16 protein-coding genes are annotated in these 16,318 nt (G+C 73.6%); 7 read left to right on the forward strand and 9 right to left on the reverse strand.

Features of this window, described 5'->3' with window-relative positions; translation table 11 throughout:
- Window positions 1-187: 187 nt before the first annotated feature.
- From ACIDOF_RS34200 to acsA, 6 genes are read right to left on the reverse strand one after another with little or no spacing between them, the layout of a single operon-like run.
- Window positions 188-568 carry a hypothetical protein gene (locus ACIDOF_RS34200; RefSeq protein ID WP_409010104.1) on the reverse strand — a complete coding sequence of 127 codons (381 nt, stop codon included), beginning with the start codon at window positions 566-568 and terminating at the stop codon, window positions 188-190.
- Window positions 565-867 (reverse strand): phosphopantetheine-binding protein, encoded by a 303-nt coding sequence (locus ACIDOF_RS34205; protein ID WP_409010105.1) that lies wholly within the window; start codon window positions 865-867, stop codon window positions 565-567. The genes ACIDOF_RS34200 and ACIDOF_RS34205 overlap by 4 nt, the downstream gene beginning before the upstream one ends.
- Window positions 864-2,219: a 2-oxo acid dehydrogenase subunit E2 gene (locus tag ACIDOF_RS34210; RefSeq protein ID WP_409010106.1), complete on the reverse strand. Its 1,356-nt coding sequence runs from the start codon at window positions 2,217-2,219 to the stop codon at window positions 864-866. The genes ACIDOF_RS34205 and ACIDOF_RS34210 overlap by 4 nt, the downstream gene beginning before the upstream one ends.
- A gap of 1 nt (window position 2,220) precedes the next feature.
- Window positions 2,221-3,228, reverse strand: coding sequence for an alpha-ketoacid dehydrogenase subunit beta (locus ACIDOF_RS34215; RefSeq protein WP_409010107.1), 1,008 nt, complete (start codon window positions 3,226-3,228; stop codon window positions 2,221-2,223).
- A complete protein-coding gene (gene pdhA, locus ACIDOF_RS34220) occupies window positions 3,225-4,289 on the reverse strand; it encodes a pyruvate dehydrogenase (acetyl-transferring) E1 component subunit alpha (RefSeq protein WP_409010108.1) in 1,065 nt (354 codons plus the stop codon). The genes ACIDOF_RS34215 and pdhA overlap by 4 nt, the downstream gene beginning before the upstream one ends.
- Complete coding sequence (gene acsA / locus ACIDOF_RS34225; protein WP_409010109.1) at window positions 4,289-6,097, reverse strand: acetate--CoA ligase; 1,809 nt, start codon at window positions 6,095-6,097, stop codon at window positions 4,289-4,291. Before acsA ends, pdhA begins: the two co-directional genes overlap by 1 nt.
- Before the next feature lie 177 nt (window positions 6,098-6,274).
- Here acsA and ACIDOF_RS34230 point away from each other — a divergent pair, with 177 nt between their 5' ends.
- The 4 genes from ACIDOF_RS34230 to fdhF all read left to right on the forward strand — a co-directional run bounded on the left by ACIDOF_RS34230 (window position 6,275) and on the right by fdhF (window position 11,380).
- Window positions 6,275-6,544 carry a DUF1918 domain-containing protein gene (locus ACIDOF_RS34230; protein WP_409010110.1) on the forward strand — a complete coding sequence of 90 codons (270 nt, stop codon included), beginning with the start codon at window positions 6,275-6,277 and terminating at the stop codon, window positions 6,542-6,544.
- 63 nt (window positions 6,545-6,607) lie between these two features.
- Window positions 6,608-6,865: an SHOCT domain-containing protein gene (locus ACIDOF_RS34235; RefSeq protein ID WP_409010111.1), complete on the forward strand. Its 258-nt coding sequence runs from the start codon at window positions 6,608-6,610 to the stop codon at window positions 6,863-6,865.
- Between the two features lie 95 nt (window positions 6,866-6,960).
- Window positions 6,961-8,610 carry an NAD(P)H-dependent oxidoreductase subunit E gene (locus ACIDOF_RS34240; RefSeq protein ID WP_409010123.1) on the forward strand — a complete coding sequence of 550 codons (1,650 nt, stop codon included), beginning with the start codon at window positions 6,961-6,963 and terminating at the stop codon, window positions 8,608-8,610.
- Between the two features lie 55 nt (window positions 8,611-8,665).
- Window positions 8,666-11,380 carry a formate dehydrogenase subunit alpha gene (gene fdhF / locus ACIDOF_RS34245; RefSeq protein WP_409010112.1) on the forward strand — a complete coding sequence of 905 codons (2,715 nt, stop codon included), beginning with the start codon at window positions 8,666-8,668 and terminating at the stop codon, window positions 11,378-11,380.
- A 148-nt stretch (window positions 11,381-11,528) separates the two neighbouring features.
- Here the strand turns inward: fdhF and ACIDOF_RS34250 are convergent, their stop codons facing one another.
- Together ACIDOF_RS34250 and ACIDOF_RS34255 are read right to left on the reverse strand one after the other, a co-directional pair.
- A complete protein-coding gene (locus ACIDOF_RS34250) occupies window positions 11,529-12,179 on the reverse strand; it encodes a CBS domain-containing protein (RefSeq protein WP_409010113.1) in 651 nt (216 codons plus the stop codon).
- Between the two features lie 62 nt (window positions 12,180-12,241).
- On the reverse strand, window positions 12,242-12,919 hold the full coding sequence (locus ACIDOF_RS34255; RefSeq protein ID WP_409010114.1) for a CBS domain-containing protein: 678 nt from the start codon (window positions 12,917-12,919) through the stop codon (window positions 12,242-12,244).
- A 241-nt stretch (window positions 12,920-13,160) separates the two neighbouring features.
- Here ACIDOF_RS34255 and ACIDOF_RS34260 point away from each other — a divergent pair, with 241 nt between their 5' ends.
- Together ACIDOF_RS34260 and ACIDOF_RS34265 are read left to right on the forward strand one after the other, a co-directional pair.
- A complete protein-coding gene (locus tag ACIDOF_RS34260) occupies window positions 13,161-14,078 on the forward strand; it encodes a universal stress protein (protein WP_409010115.1) in 918 nt (305 codons plus the stop codon).
- The gene (locus ACIDOF_RS34265) at window positions 14,078-14,779 is read left to right on the forward strand and encodes a helix-turn-helix domain-containing protein (RefSeq protein WP_409010116.1); all 702 of its coding nucleotides are present in this window, start codon (window positions 14,078-14,080) and stop codon (window positions 14,777-14,779) included. The genes ACIDOF_RS34260 and ACIDOF_RS34265 overlap by 1 nt, the downstream gene beginning before the upstream one ends.
- 111 nt (window positions 14,780-14,890) lie before the next feature.
- On the opposite strand, the gene ACIDOF_RS34270 is transcribed toward ACIDOF_RS34265, so the two are convergent.
- Complete coding sequence (locus ACIDOF_RS34270) at window positions 14,891-15,754, reverse strand: universal stress protein (RefSeq protein ID WP_409010117.1); 864 nt, start codon at window positions 15,752-15,754, stop codon at window positions 14,891-14,893.
- A 199-nt stretch (window positions 15,755-15,953) separates the two neighbouring features.
- On the opposite strand from ACIDOF_RS34270, the gene ACIDOF_RS34275 reads away from it, so the two are divergent.
- The coding region (locus ACIDOF_RS34275; RefSeq protein ID WP_409010118.1) for a universal stress protein at window positions 15,954-16,318 on the forward strand (365 nt) is incomplete at its 3' end.

Raw genomic sequence — 16,318 nt, forward strand, 5'->3', positions numbered from 1 at the left:
CATGATGCGCGGCATGCGCGGCCAGGGCATGCACAGCGGACACGACGAGCACCGCGACGGCCGGGAGGACCCGATGCGCAGGCACGGCCGTCACACCGGGCCCGGTCGGTCCTGAACCGCGTGCCTGCCCCACCGGTCGAGGTGAAACGCCCACGCCTGACCGCCCGCGAGCTGCGGAGGCCGGCGTTCAGTGGACGGACGCGGGCCACGCGTAGGCCACGGCGAGAAGGACGCCCACGTCGAGAAGCACGCCGACCGTGAGCCACCTGTCGTACCAGACCAGCTTGAGGACGAGCCCCGTGCAGGCGGCGGTCAGGGCGGCCGTGTCCCACCAGTCGGTGTCGGCCAGAACCCCTGCGCCGGCGACGACGTAGGCGACCGCCGTGTACCAGGAGAGCGCCGAGGCGACGGCCCGCACCGGCGCCGACGGGACGTGCACGGCGGCCAGCACCCAGGAGTGTCCGGGGTCGAACGGGGCGGACTCGTCGCCCTTCCACGGTGCGCTCCAGATGCCGGGGTGCAGCAAGCCGTGGACGACCAGGAACGCCGCCACCAGCGCGGTGATCACGACGTGCCCCCGGGGGCGGGCCCGCCCGGGGCAGGGACACCTCTGTGGTGCGACGCCCCCGCTCTGGCCAGCAGGAGTGCGGCACAGCCGTCCCAGGTGTCGAGGGCCGGGTAGTCGTCCTCGGTGAGGTCCGTGCCGCTGAGCTCGGCCAGGGCCTCGACGAACTCCAGGAAGTTCAGGGAGTCCATCTCGAACGCGTCCCGCAGGGACACACCGGGGCCGAGGCCCGTGAAGTCGGCGTCGGGGACGGCCCGTTGCACCGCTTGGCGGACGTGTCTTCTTGCCTCGTCGTGGTTCACAGTTCCTCCGGCTGTTGCAGGAGCCGGTGCACCGCGTTCAGGAGACGGGCGCCGGTGGCCCCGTCCGCGGCCCGGTGATCGGCGGAGAGCGTCACCGTCAGGGTGGGGTGCACGCCGAGCAGCCCGTTCACGGCGACCGGCCGGTCGGTGATCCGGCCCAGTCCGACGAGTGCGACCTGCGGCGGATAGATGACGCCGAACACGGACTCGACGCCCTGGTCGCCGAGGTTGGTGACGGTGATGCTCGGGTCGGCGGTCTCGGACGCCCGGAGTCGGCCGTCCCTGGCCCGGGCCGCCAGGTCCCTCAGCGCGGCCATCAGATCGTCCACCGAGAGCGTGTCCGCGCGGTCGACGGCCGGGGCGAGCAGCCCGCCGCCCCGGAGGGAGACGGCGACGCCGAGCCGCACGCCGTCCGCCGGTACGAAGCCGTCGCCGACCCAGTGACCGTTGAGCTCGGGCACCTTCCGCGCGGCAAGCGCCACGGCCTTGAGGGTGAGGGCGGCGGGGACGAGGCGTGCGGACAGGGACAGTTCGCGGTTGCGGGTGTGCATCCACTCCAGGGCGGCCGCCATGTCCACCGTCGTGGAGAGGTAGAAATGCGGGATCTCACGCTTCGCCCGGCTCATCAGCCGGGCCGTCGCCGAGCGGGCCGCGTGCGGAGGGAGCGGGCGCGGATGAGCCTCGGGTGCACCGGGCCGGGCCGCACGAGTCGTCGTAGGGGCCTCGGTCGTACGTACCGTCGGCGGCCCCGCGGCCGCACGGACGTCAGCCGCACGGACGGTGCCGCCGCTGCCGGTGCCGGTCACCGAGGCCAGGTCGACGCCGAGTTCCGCGGCGAGGCGGCGCGCCAGCGGGGACGAGCGGACCCGTGACGCCGTGCGGTCACTGCTCGCTGCGGTCGAACTCTTCGTCCCGGTCGGCCTCTTCGTCCCGGTCTGCTTCTCCGGCGTGGCGCGCTCCACGTCCGCGCGTGTGATCCTGCCTCCCGGGCCGGACCCGTGGACGGTGGCCAGGTCGACGTGCCGGTCCTCCGCGAGCCGCCGGACCAGAGGCGTCGATCGAAGGGAACGCTCACCGGCGCCCCGGGGATGCGGGTGCTCACCCGGCGGGCCACCGTCGGACGTGGCGATGTGCGCCAACGGAGTTCCCACCGGGACGGTGGTGCCCTCGTCGACGAGCAGCGCGTCGACCGTGCCGCTCTCGAAACACTCCACCTCGATCGCGGACTTCGCGGTCTCCACCACCGCCACGACATCGCCCCGCGCCACCCGGTCACCGGGGTGCACCAGCCACTGCGCGAGGGTGCCCTCGTCCATGTCGGCGCCCAGCGAGGGCATCGTGAACTCGGCCATGTCAGCTCACCAACCGGCGCGCGGCCGCCGCGATCCCGGCCGCCTGGGGGAGCGCCGCCTCCTCCAGACGGCGGGCGTACGGGATGGGCACCTCGGCGCTGCACACCCGCTCGACAGGCGCGTCGAGTTCGTAGAACGCCTGCTCGCAGATGCGGGACTCGACCTCCGCGGAGAGGCTGCCGCTGCGCCAGCCCTCGTCGACCACGACGGCCCGGTGCGTGCGCCGGACGGAGTCGATGACGGTGGCGTCGTCGAGCGGGCGCAGCGTGCGCAGATCGATCACTTCCGCCTCGATCCCCGACTTCGCCAAGTCGGCCGCTGCTTCAAGGGCCTTGGGCACGGAACCGCCGTACGTGAGGACGCTGACGTCCGTGCCGGGCCGGCGGATCGCCGCCCGCTCCAGGTCGACGTGCTCGACCGCGGGATCGAGCGTGCCCGACGCGTTGTAGAGGCTGCCGTGCTCGAAGAGCAGGACCGGGTCGGGGTCGGCGAGAGCGGCCCGCAGCAGATGGCGGGCGTCGTCGACCGTTGCGGGGGCCAGGATGCGCAGGCCGGGGATGTGGGCGTACCAGCCTTCGAGGCTGTGCGAGTGCTGGGCGGCCAACTGCCGTCCCGCGCCGGTCGTCATCCGGATCACCAGCGGCACGCCGAGCTGTCCGCCGGACATGTGCCGCAGGGTGGCCGCGTTGTTGAGGATCTGATCCAGCGCCAGGAGGCTGAAGTTGACGGTCATGATCTCGACGATCGGCCGCATCCCGGCCAGCGCGGCCCCGATCCCGGCGCCCACGAACGCGGACTCCGACAGGGGAGTGTCCCGGACCCGCTCGGGCCCGAACTCCTCCAGGAGGCCGAGGCTCACGCCGAAGCAGCCGCCGTAGCGCCCCACGTCCTCGCCCATGAGGAACACCCGGTCGTCCGCGGCCAGGGCTTCGCGCAGGGCTTCGCGCAGTGCCTCCCGGTACGTGGTGCTCCCGTCGGGCCGGGTCTCCGGTCGCGTGCGCGTGCTCATGACGACGCTGCCTCCTCGTGCCGGGCGGAGACGTGGCGCAGCAACTCCTCGACCGGTTCCTCGGGTGCCTGCTCGGCGGTGCGGACGGCGTGCTCGATCTGCTCGGCGACCTCGTCCTCCAGCTCCTCCAGCGCTGCGCCGTCGAGGAGCTGGGCGGCGCCCATGGCGTGCGAGAGGGCGGCGACCGGGTCGCGTCGCTTCCATGCGTCGATCTCTTCCTTCGGCCGGTAGCGGTCCGGGTCGTACATCGAGTGCGCACGGAACCGGTACGTCCGCATCTCCAGGAAGTGCGGTCCACCACCGGCCCTGATCGCATCGGCGGCGATCCGCGCGGTCTTCTCGACGGCGTGCACATCCATCCCGTCGACGGCCCAGGCCGCCATGCCGTACGAAGCGGCCCGCATCGCCAGATCGGTCTGCGCGTGCTCGCGCGCGAGGGCCGTCCCCATCGCGTACAGGTTGTTCTCGCAGACGAAGAGGAGGGGCAGCCCCCACAGCGCCGCCAGATTGGCCGTCTCGTGGAACTCGCCCTCGGCGAACGCCCCGTCGCCGAAGAAGCAGCAGGTCACTCGGTGCCGGTCGCGCAGCAGGTCGGCGAGCGCGAGGCCCGCGGCCAGGGGCAGACCGCCGGCCACGATCGCGTTGCCCCCGAAGAAGCGCCGGTCCGCGTCGAAGAGGTGCATGGACCCGCCCCGGCCGTGGCTGCAGCCCGTGCTCTTCCCGTACATCTCGGCCATCACGCTCTCCGGCGGCACTCCCCGGGCCAGGGCGTGCCCGTGTTCCCGGTACGTGGAGACGACCGCGTCCTCGTCTCCGAGCGCCTCCCCGACACCGACCGCCACTGCCTCCTCCCCGATGTACAGGTGGACGAAGCCGCGGATGGTCGCCGTGCTGTACAGCTCGACGCACCGCTCCTCGAACCGGCGGATCAGGAGCATCCGGCGCAGCAGTTCCACGTCGTGCGCCGCCGCGGCCGAATGCGGGGCCTTCGCGGGCGAGTGCGGACGACGAGCGCGCTGCGTGTGCGCGGCCTTTGCGGAAGCGTTCCCAGCTGCGGCCATCAGGACTCCCTCGCGGACTGCCCGGCCGCGGCGGCCGGTTCGGGTGTTTCGAGGGTCGACACGTCGCCCTCGGGCAGGCCCAGTTCACGGGCGCGCAGCAGCCGTCGCATGACCTTGCCGCTGCGGGTGTGCGGGAGGTCCGGGACGAACTCCAGCTCGCGGGGGGCGACGGCCGGACCGAGGCGCCGCCGGGCGAACGCCAGGAGTTCCCGGTGGAGTTCGGCGTCGGCCCGGTACTCGGGGCGCGGCAGCACGAAGGCCTTGACGATCGCGCCGGCCAGCGGGTCGGGGCGTCCGATCACCCCGGCCTCGGCGACCGCCGGGTGTTCCATCAGCACGTTCTCGACCTCGAACGGGCCGATCAGGTGTCCCGCCGACTTGATGACGTCGTCGGCGCGGCCCACGAACCAGAACCAGCCGTCGGCGTCACGGCTCACCAGGTCACCGGTCAGGTACCAGCCGTCCGCGAAGCACGCCTCGTACCGCTGCGGCTCGTGCAGATACCCGCGGAACATCGACGGCCAGCAGGCCCGCAGGGCGAGTTCGCCCTGGGCCCCGGGCTCGCGGAGGACGCGGACGTGCCCGTCCCTGACGGCGGCTCGGCCGTCCTCGCCGCACGCGAGCACGGCTGCCTCGACCCCGGGAACCGGCCGCCCCATCGAGCCGGGCCGCACCGGGTCCGCGGCGAACTCGGCGATCATGATGGCGCCCGTCTCGGTCTGCCACCACGTGTCGTGCACGGGAAGGCCCAGCGCCTCCCGACTCCAGCGCACCGCCTCGGGGTTGAGCGGCTCGCCGACACTGGCGACGAACCGCAGCGCGGACAGGTCGTGCAGTTCGGCGGGGTGCGGGGCGCCGCCGCGGGGTGCGGCCCGCATGAGCATGCGGAGGGCGGTGGGCGAGGTGTACCAGACGGTGACGTGCTGCTCGGCGAGGATGCGGTACCAGCGGGCGGGAGCGAAGTCCCCCTCGTCGACGACGCTGGTCACCCCGTGGGTGAGCGGGGCGACGATGCCGTACGACATGCCGGTGACCCAGCCGGGGTCGGCCGTGCACCAGAACACGTCTCCCTCGCGCAGGTCCAACGCGTCGGCCGCGGTCACGTGGTGGGCGAGCACCGCGCCGTGCACGTGGACGGCGCCCTTGGGTGTGCCGGTGGTGCCGCTGGTGAAGTGGAGCAGGGCAGGCTCTTCCGGACTGGTCGCCGCCACCGTGTACGTGTCCGACGCGGCGGCCATGAGCACCGGCAGGGACAGCGTGTCAGGGGGCGGGGCGGGACCGGGGTCGAGCAGCAGGACGTGCCGCAGGTGCGGCAGCCGTGACCGTACGGGCGCCACCTTGCGCTCGTACAGTTCCCGCGTCGTGACCAGGGCACGGGCGTTGCCCAGGCGCATCCGCAGCGCCACCGGTTCGGGCCCGAAGGCGGTGAACAGGGCGCACAGCACGCGGCCGGCCCGCAGCGTCCCGAGGACGGCGCCGTACAGCTCGAACCGGCGGCCGAGCAGCGTGAAGACCCGCTCCCCGCGGCGCACGTCGAGGGCCTCCAGGACGTGGGCGAAGCGGGAACTCTCGGCCGCGAGCTGCGCGAAGGTCAGGGACCGGACCGTTCCGTCGCGGGCGACGGAACGCAGCGCGACACGTGCTCCGTGGCCCGCGCGCACGTTCCGGTCGACCGCCTCGTAGCCCATGTTGACGCCGCCGCCCGGCAGCCCGGCCAGCCGGGACCGCGCCTCCTCCCAGGAGAACGCGGCCCGTGCGCTCTCGTAGTCGGCCATGACGGGGGCCGGCGGGGCTGGGCTGTGTCGCATGACGTCTCCTTTCGGGCGAACGCGGCTGCCGGAGATGTGGCCTTGTGCGACTCACCCTGCGGCCGGGACAGGTCGGCGGAGCAGTGCCGAACGGTCCCCTCCTGGGACTGTTGGCCCCTGTGCCGTCCGGCCGTCCGGGGCGCACCGTGGAAACCGGAGCACCAGGAGGCGAGTGCCGTGACCGCGACCCGAGCACCACAGGGGCAGGAAGAGACCCGCGCCGGGCTGTGGGCCCGCCTCGGCGACCGGCTGATCGTCGGCGGCGCGACCGTGGGGGACCACGGGCGCGACGGCGAGATCGTCGGCCTGCACCACGGGGACGGCACGCCGCCCTATGACGTCCGCTGGTCGGACACGGGCCGGGTCACCCTCGTGTTCCCGGGCCCGGACGCGCGGGTCCAGCACTTCGCGCCGCACGCCGGGCCGTCCGCGGTGCGGCAGTCCTGAGCTCCACCAACGAGGCGTCTCGAACGAGATGGTTCCGGTCCGAAGTCGGGAGCGTGAGCGGTCATGATGTTCTGGTACGGCGACGGCATCAACGGGTGGGGCTGGTTCGCCATGTCGGTGGGCATGGTGCTCTTCTGGGTCCTGCTCATCACCGCGGCGGTGTTGCTCTTCCGCTCCCTCGACCACGCATCGGCGCGGCCGTCGGCGCGGCAACAGCAGGGCACGGCCGAGCAGATCCTCGGCGAGCGGTTGGCGCGGGGCGAGATCGACGCCCAGGAGTACCGCGAGCGCCTCTCCGTGCTGCGGAACGGGGAACCGTGAGCACCGCGCCGCAGGACGACGCGGGGAGCTCGCCGGGGCATGCGCGGCGCCCGGCACCGCAGCCGCCACCGCCGCCCGCAGACGCCCTGCGCGAGCTGGCCGCACGCGGGGGGCGGCGAGGGAGCCGGCTGCCGAGTGCCCTGGAAAGAGCCCGACTTGAGACCACCGAGAGGCCGCGGGCCTGGGCCCCGGACGTGGCTGCCCAGGCCGGGCTGCCCGCCTCGGCCGGCCTCGGCCCCGCCACGTACTTCGCCGACCTCGCCGCCCCGCACGGCCGGCGCCACGTGCGGGTGTGCACGGCCACGGCCTGCTTCGCGGCCCGTGGCGGACGGCACGTACGGGAGGCGGAGGACGCTCTCGGCGTACGGGCCGGGGACGTCGATGCGCAGGGGCACACCTCCCTCCAGCCCGTGCACTGCCTCGGCTACTGCTACGCGAGCCCGGCAGCCCTGGACGGGGACACGCCCTGCACGGGCCACGACCTGGCCGAGCAACTGTCCGGCCGGCTGCGGCCGCGCGCGCCCGCCGTCCCCGCCGAGGACACCACCGGGGAGCCCGTCCTCCTGGCCGGTGTCGTCGGCGGCGCGCCGGGCTGGGAGGTGTGGCCGCGAGCGGTGCGAGGGCTGGAGCCCGGCGCGGTGCGTCAGGAGGTCGCCGCCTCCGGGCTGCGCGGACGCGGGGGCGCAGGGTTTCCGGTGGCCGCCAAATGGGCTGCCGTGGTGGGGAGTTCGGAGCCGGTCGTCGTCGCCAACGGGGACGAGGGCGACCCCGGATCGTACGCCGACAGGCTGCTGATGGAGGAGGACCCGGAGCGGGTGCTCGAAGGGCTCGCCCTCGCCTGCTACGCGGTGGGCGCCCGGCACGCCGTCGTCCTCGTGCGGTCCGAGTACCCGAGGGCGTCGGCGCGCATGGAGCACGCGGTGCAACGCGCGGTCCGGGACGGCCACTTGGCCGCCGACGCCCACGAGGCCGATCCGCACGGCCGCTGCCCGTACATCGAGATCGTGCTGGGCGCCGGCTCGTACGTGGCCGGCGAGGAGACCGCGCTCATCGCCCGGCTCGAAGGCGCCCGCGGAAGCGCACGGCCCAGGCCCCCGTACCCCACCGACCGAGGCCTGTGGGGTGCGCCGACCGTGGTGAACAACGTGGAGACCCTGGCCGCCGTGCCCTGGATCGTCCGGCACGGCGGAGCCGCCTACGCCCGCCGTGGCGTGCCGGACGAGACCGGCACGAAACTGGTCTGCCTGTCGGAGCGGTTCGCCCGCCCCGGCGCCTACGAGGTGGAGCTGGGCACGCCGGTGAGCGAGGTCGTCACGCGGTACGGCAGCGGTCTCAAGGGCGGCCGTGACCTGGCCGCCCTCCAGATCGGGGGCCCGCTCGGCGGTTTCCTCGCCGCGGACGCCCTCGACGTGCCGCTCACGTCCGCGGCACTCGCCGACCACGGCGCCGCCCTCGGACACGCCGGCATGGTCGCCTTCGACGCCGACACCGATCCGCGTGAACTCCTCTGCCACCTCTGGGAGTTCGCCGCGGACGAGAGCTGCGGGGCGTGTTCGCCCTGCAGGGTGGGGACCAGTCGCGGGCTGGAGTGGGCCCGCGGCGGGAGCCCGCCGGACGGCGCGTACGAACGGCTCGCCGGATTGCTCAGGGAAGCGAGCCTCTGTGCCTTCGGGCGTCGTGTACCGGCCGCCGTCCGCAGCCTCGCCCGCGCTTGCGCGCCCGAGCTGGCCGGGTGGGACCGATGACACCGAAGCCGGAGGGGTGGGCCGCAGCCGCCGGCCCCAGGATCGGAGGACACCCATGACGTCCGCAGTCCGCCTCCAGATCGACGGAACCACGGTCGAACTCCCTGCCGGAGCTTCCCTGTTGGACGCGGCGCGCGCCGCCGGGGCCGACCTGCCGGCCCTCTGCCACGACGACCGCCTCCGGCCCGCCGGTTCCTGCCGGACCTGCCTGGTCCGGGTGGACGGAAGAACCGTCGCCGCCTGCGTCACACCTGCCTCTCCGGCCGCGACGGTCGACACCGTCGGAGAGGCCGTCCGCGCCTCCCGCCGTGACGCCGTCGCCCTCATCGCCTCGCAACTGCCGCCGCACGCCCTGGCGGACGACGCACGCAGCGAACTCGCCGACGCCTGCCGGGAGTTGGGCATCACCCAGGGTTCCGCGGCCGGGGAGCCGGACCGGGGCCGGGACGACAGTCATCCCTACGTTCAGTTGGACCGTGACCTGTGCATCGCCTGCGGACGCTGTGTGCGCATGTGCTCCGACGTCCAGGGCACGTTCGCCCTGACCCTCACCGGACGCGGCGCCGACACCGTGGTCGCCCCGGGCAACGGCGGAGACTGGGCCGGATCGGACTGCGTCGCCTGCGGCGGCTGCGTCGACACCTGCCCCACCGGCGCACTCACCCAGCCGGGCCCCGGCCAGGGCCTCACCTCCCGCCAGCGAGACCCCGACCGGGTCCGTACCACCTGCGGCTACTGCGGCGTCGGCTGCACCCTCGACGTCGTCGTCCGCGGCGGCGCCGTCGCCGCCGTGCTCCCCGCAAGGGACGGACCCGTCAACCGGGGCCACGCATGCGTCAAGGGCCGCTTCTCGTACGGCTACCTCACCTCCGCCGAACGCCTCACCGAACCTCTCGTGCGCCGCAACGGGGCCCTGGAACCGGCCAGTTGGGACGAAGCGATCCGCACCGTCGCCGACGGGATGCGCCGCGCCGTCGAAGCGGGCGGGCCCGACGCGGTCGCGGTGATCTCCTCGGCACGCGCCACCAACGAGGAGAACTACCTCGTCCAGAAGTTCCTGCGCACCGTCATCGGCACCAACAACGTCGACAACTGCTCGCGTCTCTGCCACGCCCCCTCCGCCGCGGGCCTCACCGCCTCCTTCGGCCTCGCCGGAGGCACCGACCCCTTCGAGGACGTCGAGACCGCCGACTGCCTCCTGGTCGTCGGCGCCAACCCGGTCGAGGCGCATCCCGTCGTAGGCGCCCGGCTGCTGCAACGCGCCCTGGGCGGCGCCCGGTTGATCGTCATCGACCCGCGCAGCGTCGGACTCGCCCGCCATGCCGACCTCCACCTGCGCCCCCGGCCCGGCACCAACGTCGCCCTCTTCCACGGCCTCGCCCACGTCCTCGTCACCGAGGGACTGACCGACCCCCGCTTCCTGGAGGAACGCGCCACCGGGCTCGGCGCGCTCTTCGACCTCCTCGCCGACTACCCGCCCGAACGCGCCGCCGAGATCACCGGCGTCCCCGCGGAGGACATCCGACAGGCGGCCAGGCGCTACGGCCGCGCCCGACGCCCCGCCGTCCTCTACGGCCTCGGCGTCACCGAGCACCTGCACGGCACCGACGGCGTACGCACCCTCGCCAACCTGCCGATCCTGCGCGGAGCCGTCGGCGGCACCGGGCACGGCTTCGGCATCAACCCGCTGCGCGGCCAGAACAACGTCCAGGGCGCCTCCGACATGGGAGCCCTGCCCGACCTGCTCCCCGGGTACGGCCGCATCACCGACCCCGCCGCCCGCGCCCGCGCCGAAGCGGTCTGGGACAGGCCCGTGCCGCCCCGACCCGGCCTGCGCATCCCCGACATGTTCGCGGCGGCCCGCGAAGGACGCCTCAACGCTCTGTGGATCATCGGAGAGGACGTCTGCGCCACCGACCCGGACAGCCGGCGCGTGGCCGAGGCCCTGGACGCCTGTCCCCTGACCGTCGTCGACGAACTGTTCCCCGGAGAGACCGCCCGGCACGCCGACGTCGTCCTGCCCGTGGCCTCGTGGCTGGAGAAGGACGGCACGTTCGTGAACTTCGACCGCCGCTTCCAGCGCGTACGGGCCGCGCTCCGCCCGCCCGGCGCGGCGCGCACCGACTTCGACGTCGTGCACGCGGTCGCCGCCGCGCTCGGAGCCGACCTCGGCTGTGCCACGCCCGCTGCCGCTCTCGCGGAGTGCGCACGGGTCGCACCCGTCTTCGCCGGACTCTCCCACGAGCGCCTCGACCGCGAAGGCGCCGTGCCCTGGCCCTGCCGGTCAGCGGACCAGCCGGGCGAAGCCACCCTGTACGCACGGGAGTTCGCGACCCCCGACGGCCGCGCCCAGCTCAGCGCCGCCCCCTACCTGCCGCCCGGCGAGGAACCGGACAGCGCCTACCCGCTGCTCCTGGTCACCGGACGCCGCTGGGCCCACTACAACTCCGGCAGCATGACCCGGCGCGGCGGCAACCTCCTGCTCGACCCCCACGGCCGGCTCGACCTGCACCCCGACGACGCCGCCCGTCACGGTGTACGGGACGGCGCTCCGGTGACGGTCGAGAGCCGCCACGGGCAGGCATCGCTCCGGGCCCGCGTCGGGCACGAGGTGACTCCCGGGCAGGTGTTCTGCGCGTTCCACTTCCCGGCAGATTCGGTCAACTCGCTCACGTCGCAGCACGCCGACACGGCGACCTCGTGCCCGGAGTACAAGGTGACGGCCGTGCGGCTGCGGCCCGCCGTGGCACAGCGCGGGGAGGGACTGTGAAGGTTCCGGTCCGTGGTTCCGGTCCGTGGTTCCGGTCCGTGGTTCCGGTCCGTGGTTCCGGTCCGTGGTTCCGGTCCGTTCCGGTCCGGGGAGTCGGGCCCTCGGCGGAGTCAGTCCTGAGTCAGTCCTGAGTCAGTCGGGGGAGGAGTCAGTCAGGGGAGTCGGTGAGCCACTGGGAGGACACCGAGACCACCCCGTCGACCGTCGCGCACATCCGCTCGATCGCCGGCATGTTCCGGTACTGCGCCCGGCCGCCGATCTGGACACGGCCGTCGTGCACCGTCACGGACAGGCTCTCCGGATTCATGCCGAGCGTCCCGGACAACACGTCCTCGGTGATCTCCCGCCGGATGTCGTCGTCCCCACGCAGGAACACGGCGAGCAGATCGCGGCGGCTGACGATGCCGAGGAGCCGGTCCTCGTCGTCGACCACCGGCAGCCGCTTGACGCCCTGCACCTCCATGAGCCGGGCCGCCTCCACGACACTCCAGTCGGGCCGCGCACACACGGCGGGGGCCGACATCAACTCCTCGGCACGCGTACCCTCGGCCTTCGCCCGCTCCCACGCCTCGACTCCCGGCACGGCGGGGATGTCCGCCGGAGCGGCGTTCCGATCGGTCGTCTTCCGCAGCAGGTCCCCCTCGGACACGACACCGATCACACGGTTCTCCCTGTCCACGACCGGCGCGGCGGTGATCCGGTGCGCCCGTAGCATCCGCACGATCTCCTTGAACGGCGCATCGCCGGGAACGCTCACCACCTCGCGGGTCATCAGCTCACTGATCCTGCGGTGCCGCATCGCAGGCTCCTTCCGTATGTGGAGAGCGGCGCCCTCGGCAGACCGGCCGCTTCCGACGGCCGTCATCGGGGCTGCTCCACGTCGAGGGCGAGGTTGTCGTAGTCGTACGCGATCGATGCGTGGAGGGCGACCACACCGTCCACGGACCGGCACAGCCGCTCGATCACGGGGATGTCGGCGCGTTCGCCGACCCGGCCGTCCAGGGCCACGACACCGTCCGAGACGGTCACGCGGATCGTGTCCGACGGCAGCCCCAGGGTGCGGGCCAGGACGTCGCGCTCGATCTCCTCGCGGATGGCGGCGTCGCTGCGCAGGAAGGGCCGCAGCAGGTCGCTGCGGCTCACGATCCCGACGAGCCTGCCGGTCTCGTCCGTCACCGGGAGTCGCTTCACGCCCTTGCGGCGCATGGTGCGGGCGGTCTCGACCAGGTTCCAGTCCGGATGCGCACAGTGCACCGGCGCGGTCATGAGGTCGGCGGCGCTCTCCTCGTCGGGCACACCGCGTTCCTGGGCGAGCAGGCGGACACCGGCCGAACGCCCTTCCAGATCGGGGAGTTCGGCGGTGGCACGCAGCAGGTCGGCCTCCGACACGATGCCGAGCACACGGCCTCTGTCATCGACGACGGGCACCGCCGAGATGTCGTGATCGGCGAAGATCCGGGCGATCTCCTTGAACGGTGTGGACCGAGCGGCGGTGACGACATCGCGGGTCATCACCTCGTGGACGGTGCGGTGCTGCATGAGGCTCCTCCTCCAGAGGTCTCCTCCCGGTGCTTCCACTGTGGTGCACGCGACGGGCGGGGAGCAGAGCCGAACGGTCCCGTCGCGGGACGGGTGGCCCTGCGCCCCCGGACCACCCGGTCCGCCGGTCGGCGTTGACCCGGCCGGGCCGGGCCCCGGGACCGACCGGCCCTACTCGGGCACTGCGCCCGGTGCGAGCGTGGTGGGCGAGCCACCTCGCACCCGGAAGGCGGTGGGCACGATGGAAGCGCCTGTAGTGGTGGGCGTCGACGGATCCGACGCCAGTCTCACGGCCCTGGACTGGGCCGTCGCCGAAGCCGTACGGCACGACAAGCCGCTGCGCGTCGTGCACGCCTCCCTCTGGGAGCGCTACGAGGGAGCCGTACCGACCTTCAGCAGCGAGCGGTCCGAGGGGCAGGTCATGGCCGAGCACATTCTCGGCTCGGCCGTGGAGCGGGCCCGCCGCCTCGCGCCCGGCCTCCCGGTCACGGGAGACGTCCTCGCCGAGGACGCGATCAGCGCGCTGCTCGGCGAGGGCCGGGACGCCGCGCTCCTGGTCGTCGGATCGCGGGGCCGGGGCGGCTTCGCCGATCTGCTGCTCGGCTCCGTCGGCCTGGTCGTGGCCGCACGGGCACACGGACCGGTGGTCGTGGTCCGCGGCGACGAGCACGGCCTGGAAGCCCGCCACCGGCGCGTCCTACTCGGCATCGGCGACCACGACGTCGACTCCGCGGCCGTGCGGTTCGCCTTCCGTGAGGCAGCCGCCCGGGACGCGGAACTCGACGTCGTCCGCACGTGGCGGCGGCCGGCCCACGAACCTGTCGACCACCCGCTGCTGACGGGAGAGAGCCTCGTGTACTTCGAGGAGCGGGCCTCGGAGATCCTTGACAAGGCCCTTGAGCCGGCGGCGCGCGAGTACCCGCACGTGCAGCTGCGCAGGTCCACCGTCGAGGGCCATGCCCGCAGGATCCTCTCCGAGCGCTCCGCGGCCGCCGACCTGCTCGTCCTCGGCGCGCGCCGCACCAACCGTCCGGTCGGACTCGAACTCGGCAGGGTCGCTCACCGCGCCCTCCACCACGCCCTCTGCCCGGTCGCCGTCGTACCGCAGCACCGCCCCGCGCACGCGGACTCGTCCCACGTACCGGAGGGGGAGCAGTGATGGACGACCCTGTCACCGAACCGCACCGCATGAGCGACCTCGGCCGCCGTGTCGCGGCCCGGCGCGCCGAGCTCGGTCTGTCGTGGGAGGACGTCGCCGAACGGGCGGGCTCCACGGCGGGCTACATCGAGCAGCTGGAGGAGCAACTCCCCATACCCGGCGCGGCGTTCCTGGTCCGCCTGGCGAACGCCCTGGAGACCACGGTCCAGGACCTCATGGGGTACGCGAGCGACCTCCCGACCGGCCGGGGCCGGTCGGGGCGATACGCCAGGATGGACGAGGTCGACGAGGCGGAGTGCTGGGCGTTGCTCGGGGACCACGGTGTCGGCCGTGTGGCGGTCGTCGGTCGCGACGGGCCGGAGATCTTCCCCGTCAACTACCAGGTCGTGTCCGGTGAGATCGTCATGCTCACGGCGGCCGCCGGTCCCCTCGCGCGGGCCGCGGAGGCGGGCCAGACGATCGCCTTCGAGGAGGACCGCCTGGACGAGGCGTTCAGTCAGGGCTGGAGCGTCCTCGTCGGTGGCCCCGCACGTACGGTCGCAGACGGGCCCGACGCCGACGGGCTCCAAAGTCGCGTGCACTCGACCCCGTGGTCCGGTGAAGGGCGGGAAACCGTCGTGCTGTTGACACCGCAGCGGGTGACGGGGCGGCGGGTGCTCGTGGAGGGCGCCCCGGGCGTGCCGTTCGCGGCCGGGCACTGATCGGGCTCGATGCACCGTGGCAGTGCACACGCACGGAGCCGGAGCCGAACACAGGCACTGAGCCGGAGGGGCGCACAGCTCCTCCGGCTCAGTCGGTCGGCCCGGGGCGCCTCACCGGCACGGCACCACGACAACCGGAGCCGGGCTGTGGTGGATGACCGCGTGCGCCGCGTGGCCCAGGTGCGGGCCGAGGGCGGTGTGCCGAGAGCGGCGGCCCACGACGACGAGCTCGGCCTCGCCCGCCGCCTCGACCAGCTGTACGCCGGAGCCGCCGAGGATCGCTTCCGCCTTCGCCTCGACGCCCGGGTAGCGCCTCTGCCAGGGTTCGAGGAGGTCGCCGAGCCCCTTGATGCGGTGTTCGCCCATGTCCTCCACGAGGCCCGGGTTGATCCAGGCCGCCTGACCGTAAGAAGGCGGTGGCGTCCAGCAGTTGAGGAAGCGCAGGGGCTGCCCGCTGCGCGACGCCTCCGCGAAGGCGAAGGCGAGCAGCGCGTCGCAGGAGTGGGCGAGATCGACACCCACCAGGATTCCGGCACCACCCGTGCCGGGCGTCGAACCGTCCCCGCGGACCAGCGCCACGGGCCGCTGTGCTGCTCCGGCGACCTGCAGTGAAACCGAGCCGAGGAGGTATCCGCGGATTCCGCCGAGGCCACGTGAGCCGAGCACCGTGAGGTCCGACTCGTTCGCCACCGCCGTGAGCTCGGCCCCGGCCCGGCCGAGTGCCTGACCCGTGAACACCTCCAGGCCGGGATGCTCGGAGCGCGCCTGCTCAGCGGTGTCGTGGAGCAGAGCCGCCGTGCCTTCCGCGCCGGTGCGGTCACGCGGACCCACGGCCGGTTCCGCTGCCGTCGGCCACTCCTCGACGTGCACGAGGCGCAGCGGCACCTCGCGCAGGACCGCCTCCCGTGCCGCCCAGCGGGCGGCGGCCAGGCTCTCCTGCGAACCGTCGACTCCGACGGTGACCTGGGCTGTCATGACTGCCTCCTCAGGGGTATGGCTCAGGACTTCAGCCTCGTCGGCGCGGGCCCTGCTCAGGAGGGGCCGTACAGGGTCGCGATCGGGACCGAACGGCCCATCCTCGGGGGCGGCCACGGGTGCCAGCGTGAGAACTTGAAGTGACGTCCCGGTAGGAGCCTCGGAGCGTAACCCCGCGGGACGGCCCGGAGGAGGAGCCATGGACAGTGAGACCCCCGTACGGCCGGAGCTCGGCGAGGTCGTCGTCGGCGTGGACGGGTCTCCCTCCGCACGGACCGCCGCACTCTGGGCCGCGGCCGAGGCGGACCGGCGCGGCAGCCCCCTGTACCTCGTGCACGCCTCCGACTCGGTCCGCAGCTCCGCCTGGACCGACGCCGACACCGTCGAGGCGCTGCGCCAGGCCGGCCGGGAACTCCTCGCCGAGGCCGAGAGCGCGGTCGAGGAGCTCTTCCCCGACCTGCCCGTCACGAAGAAGCTGAGCGGCGACACCCCGGTCGGCGGCCTCCGCGAAGCTGCGGGCGACACCGGCACGATCGTCGTCGGCAGCCGCGGACTGGGCGGCTT

The sequence above is a fragment of the Streptomyces sp. Da 82-17 genome (genome assembly GCF_046098215.1).
Taxonomy (GTDB): domain Bacteria; phylum Actinomycetota; class Actinomycetes; order Streptomycetales; family Streptomycetaceae; genus Streptomyces.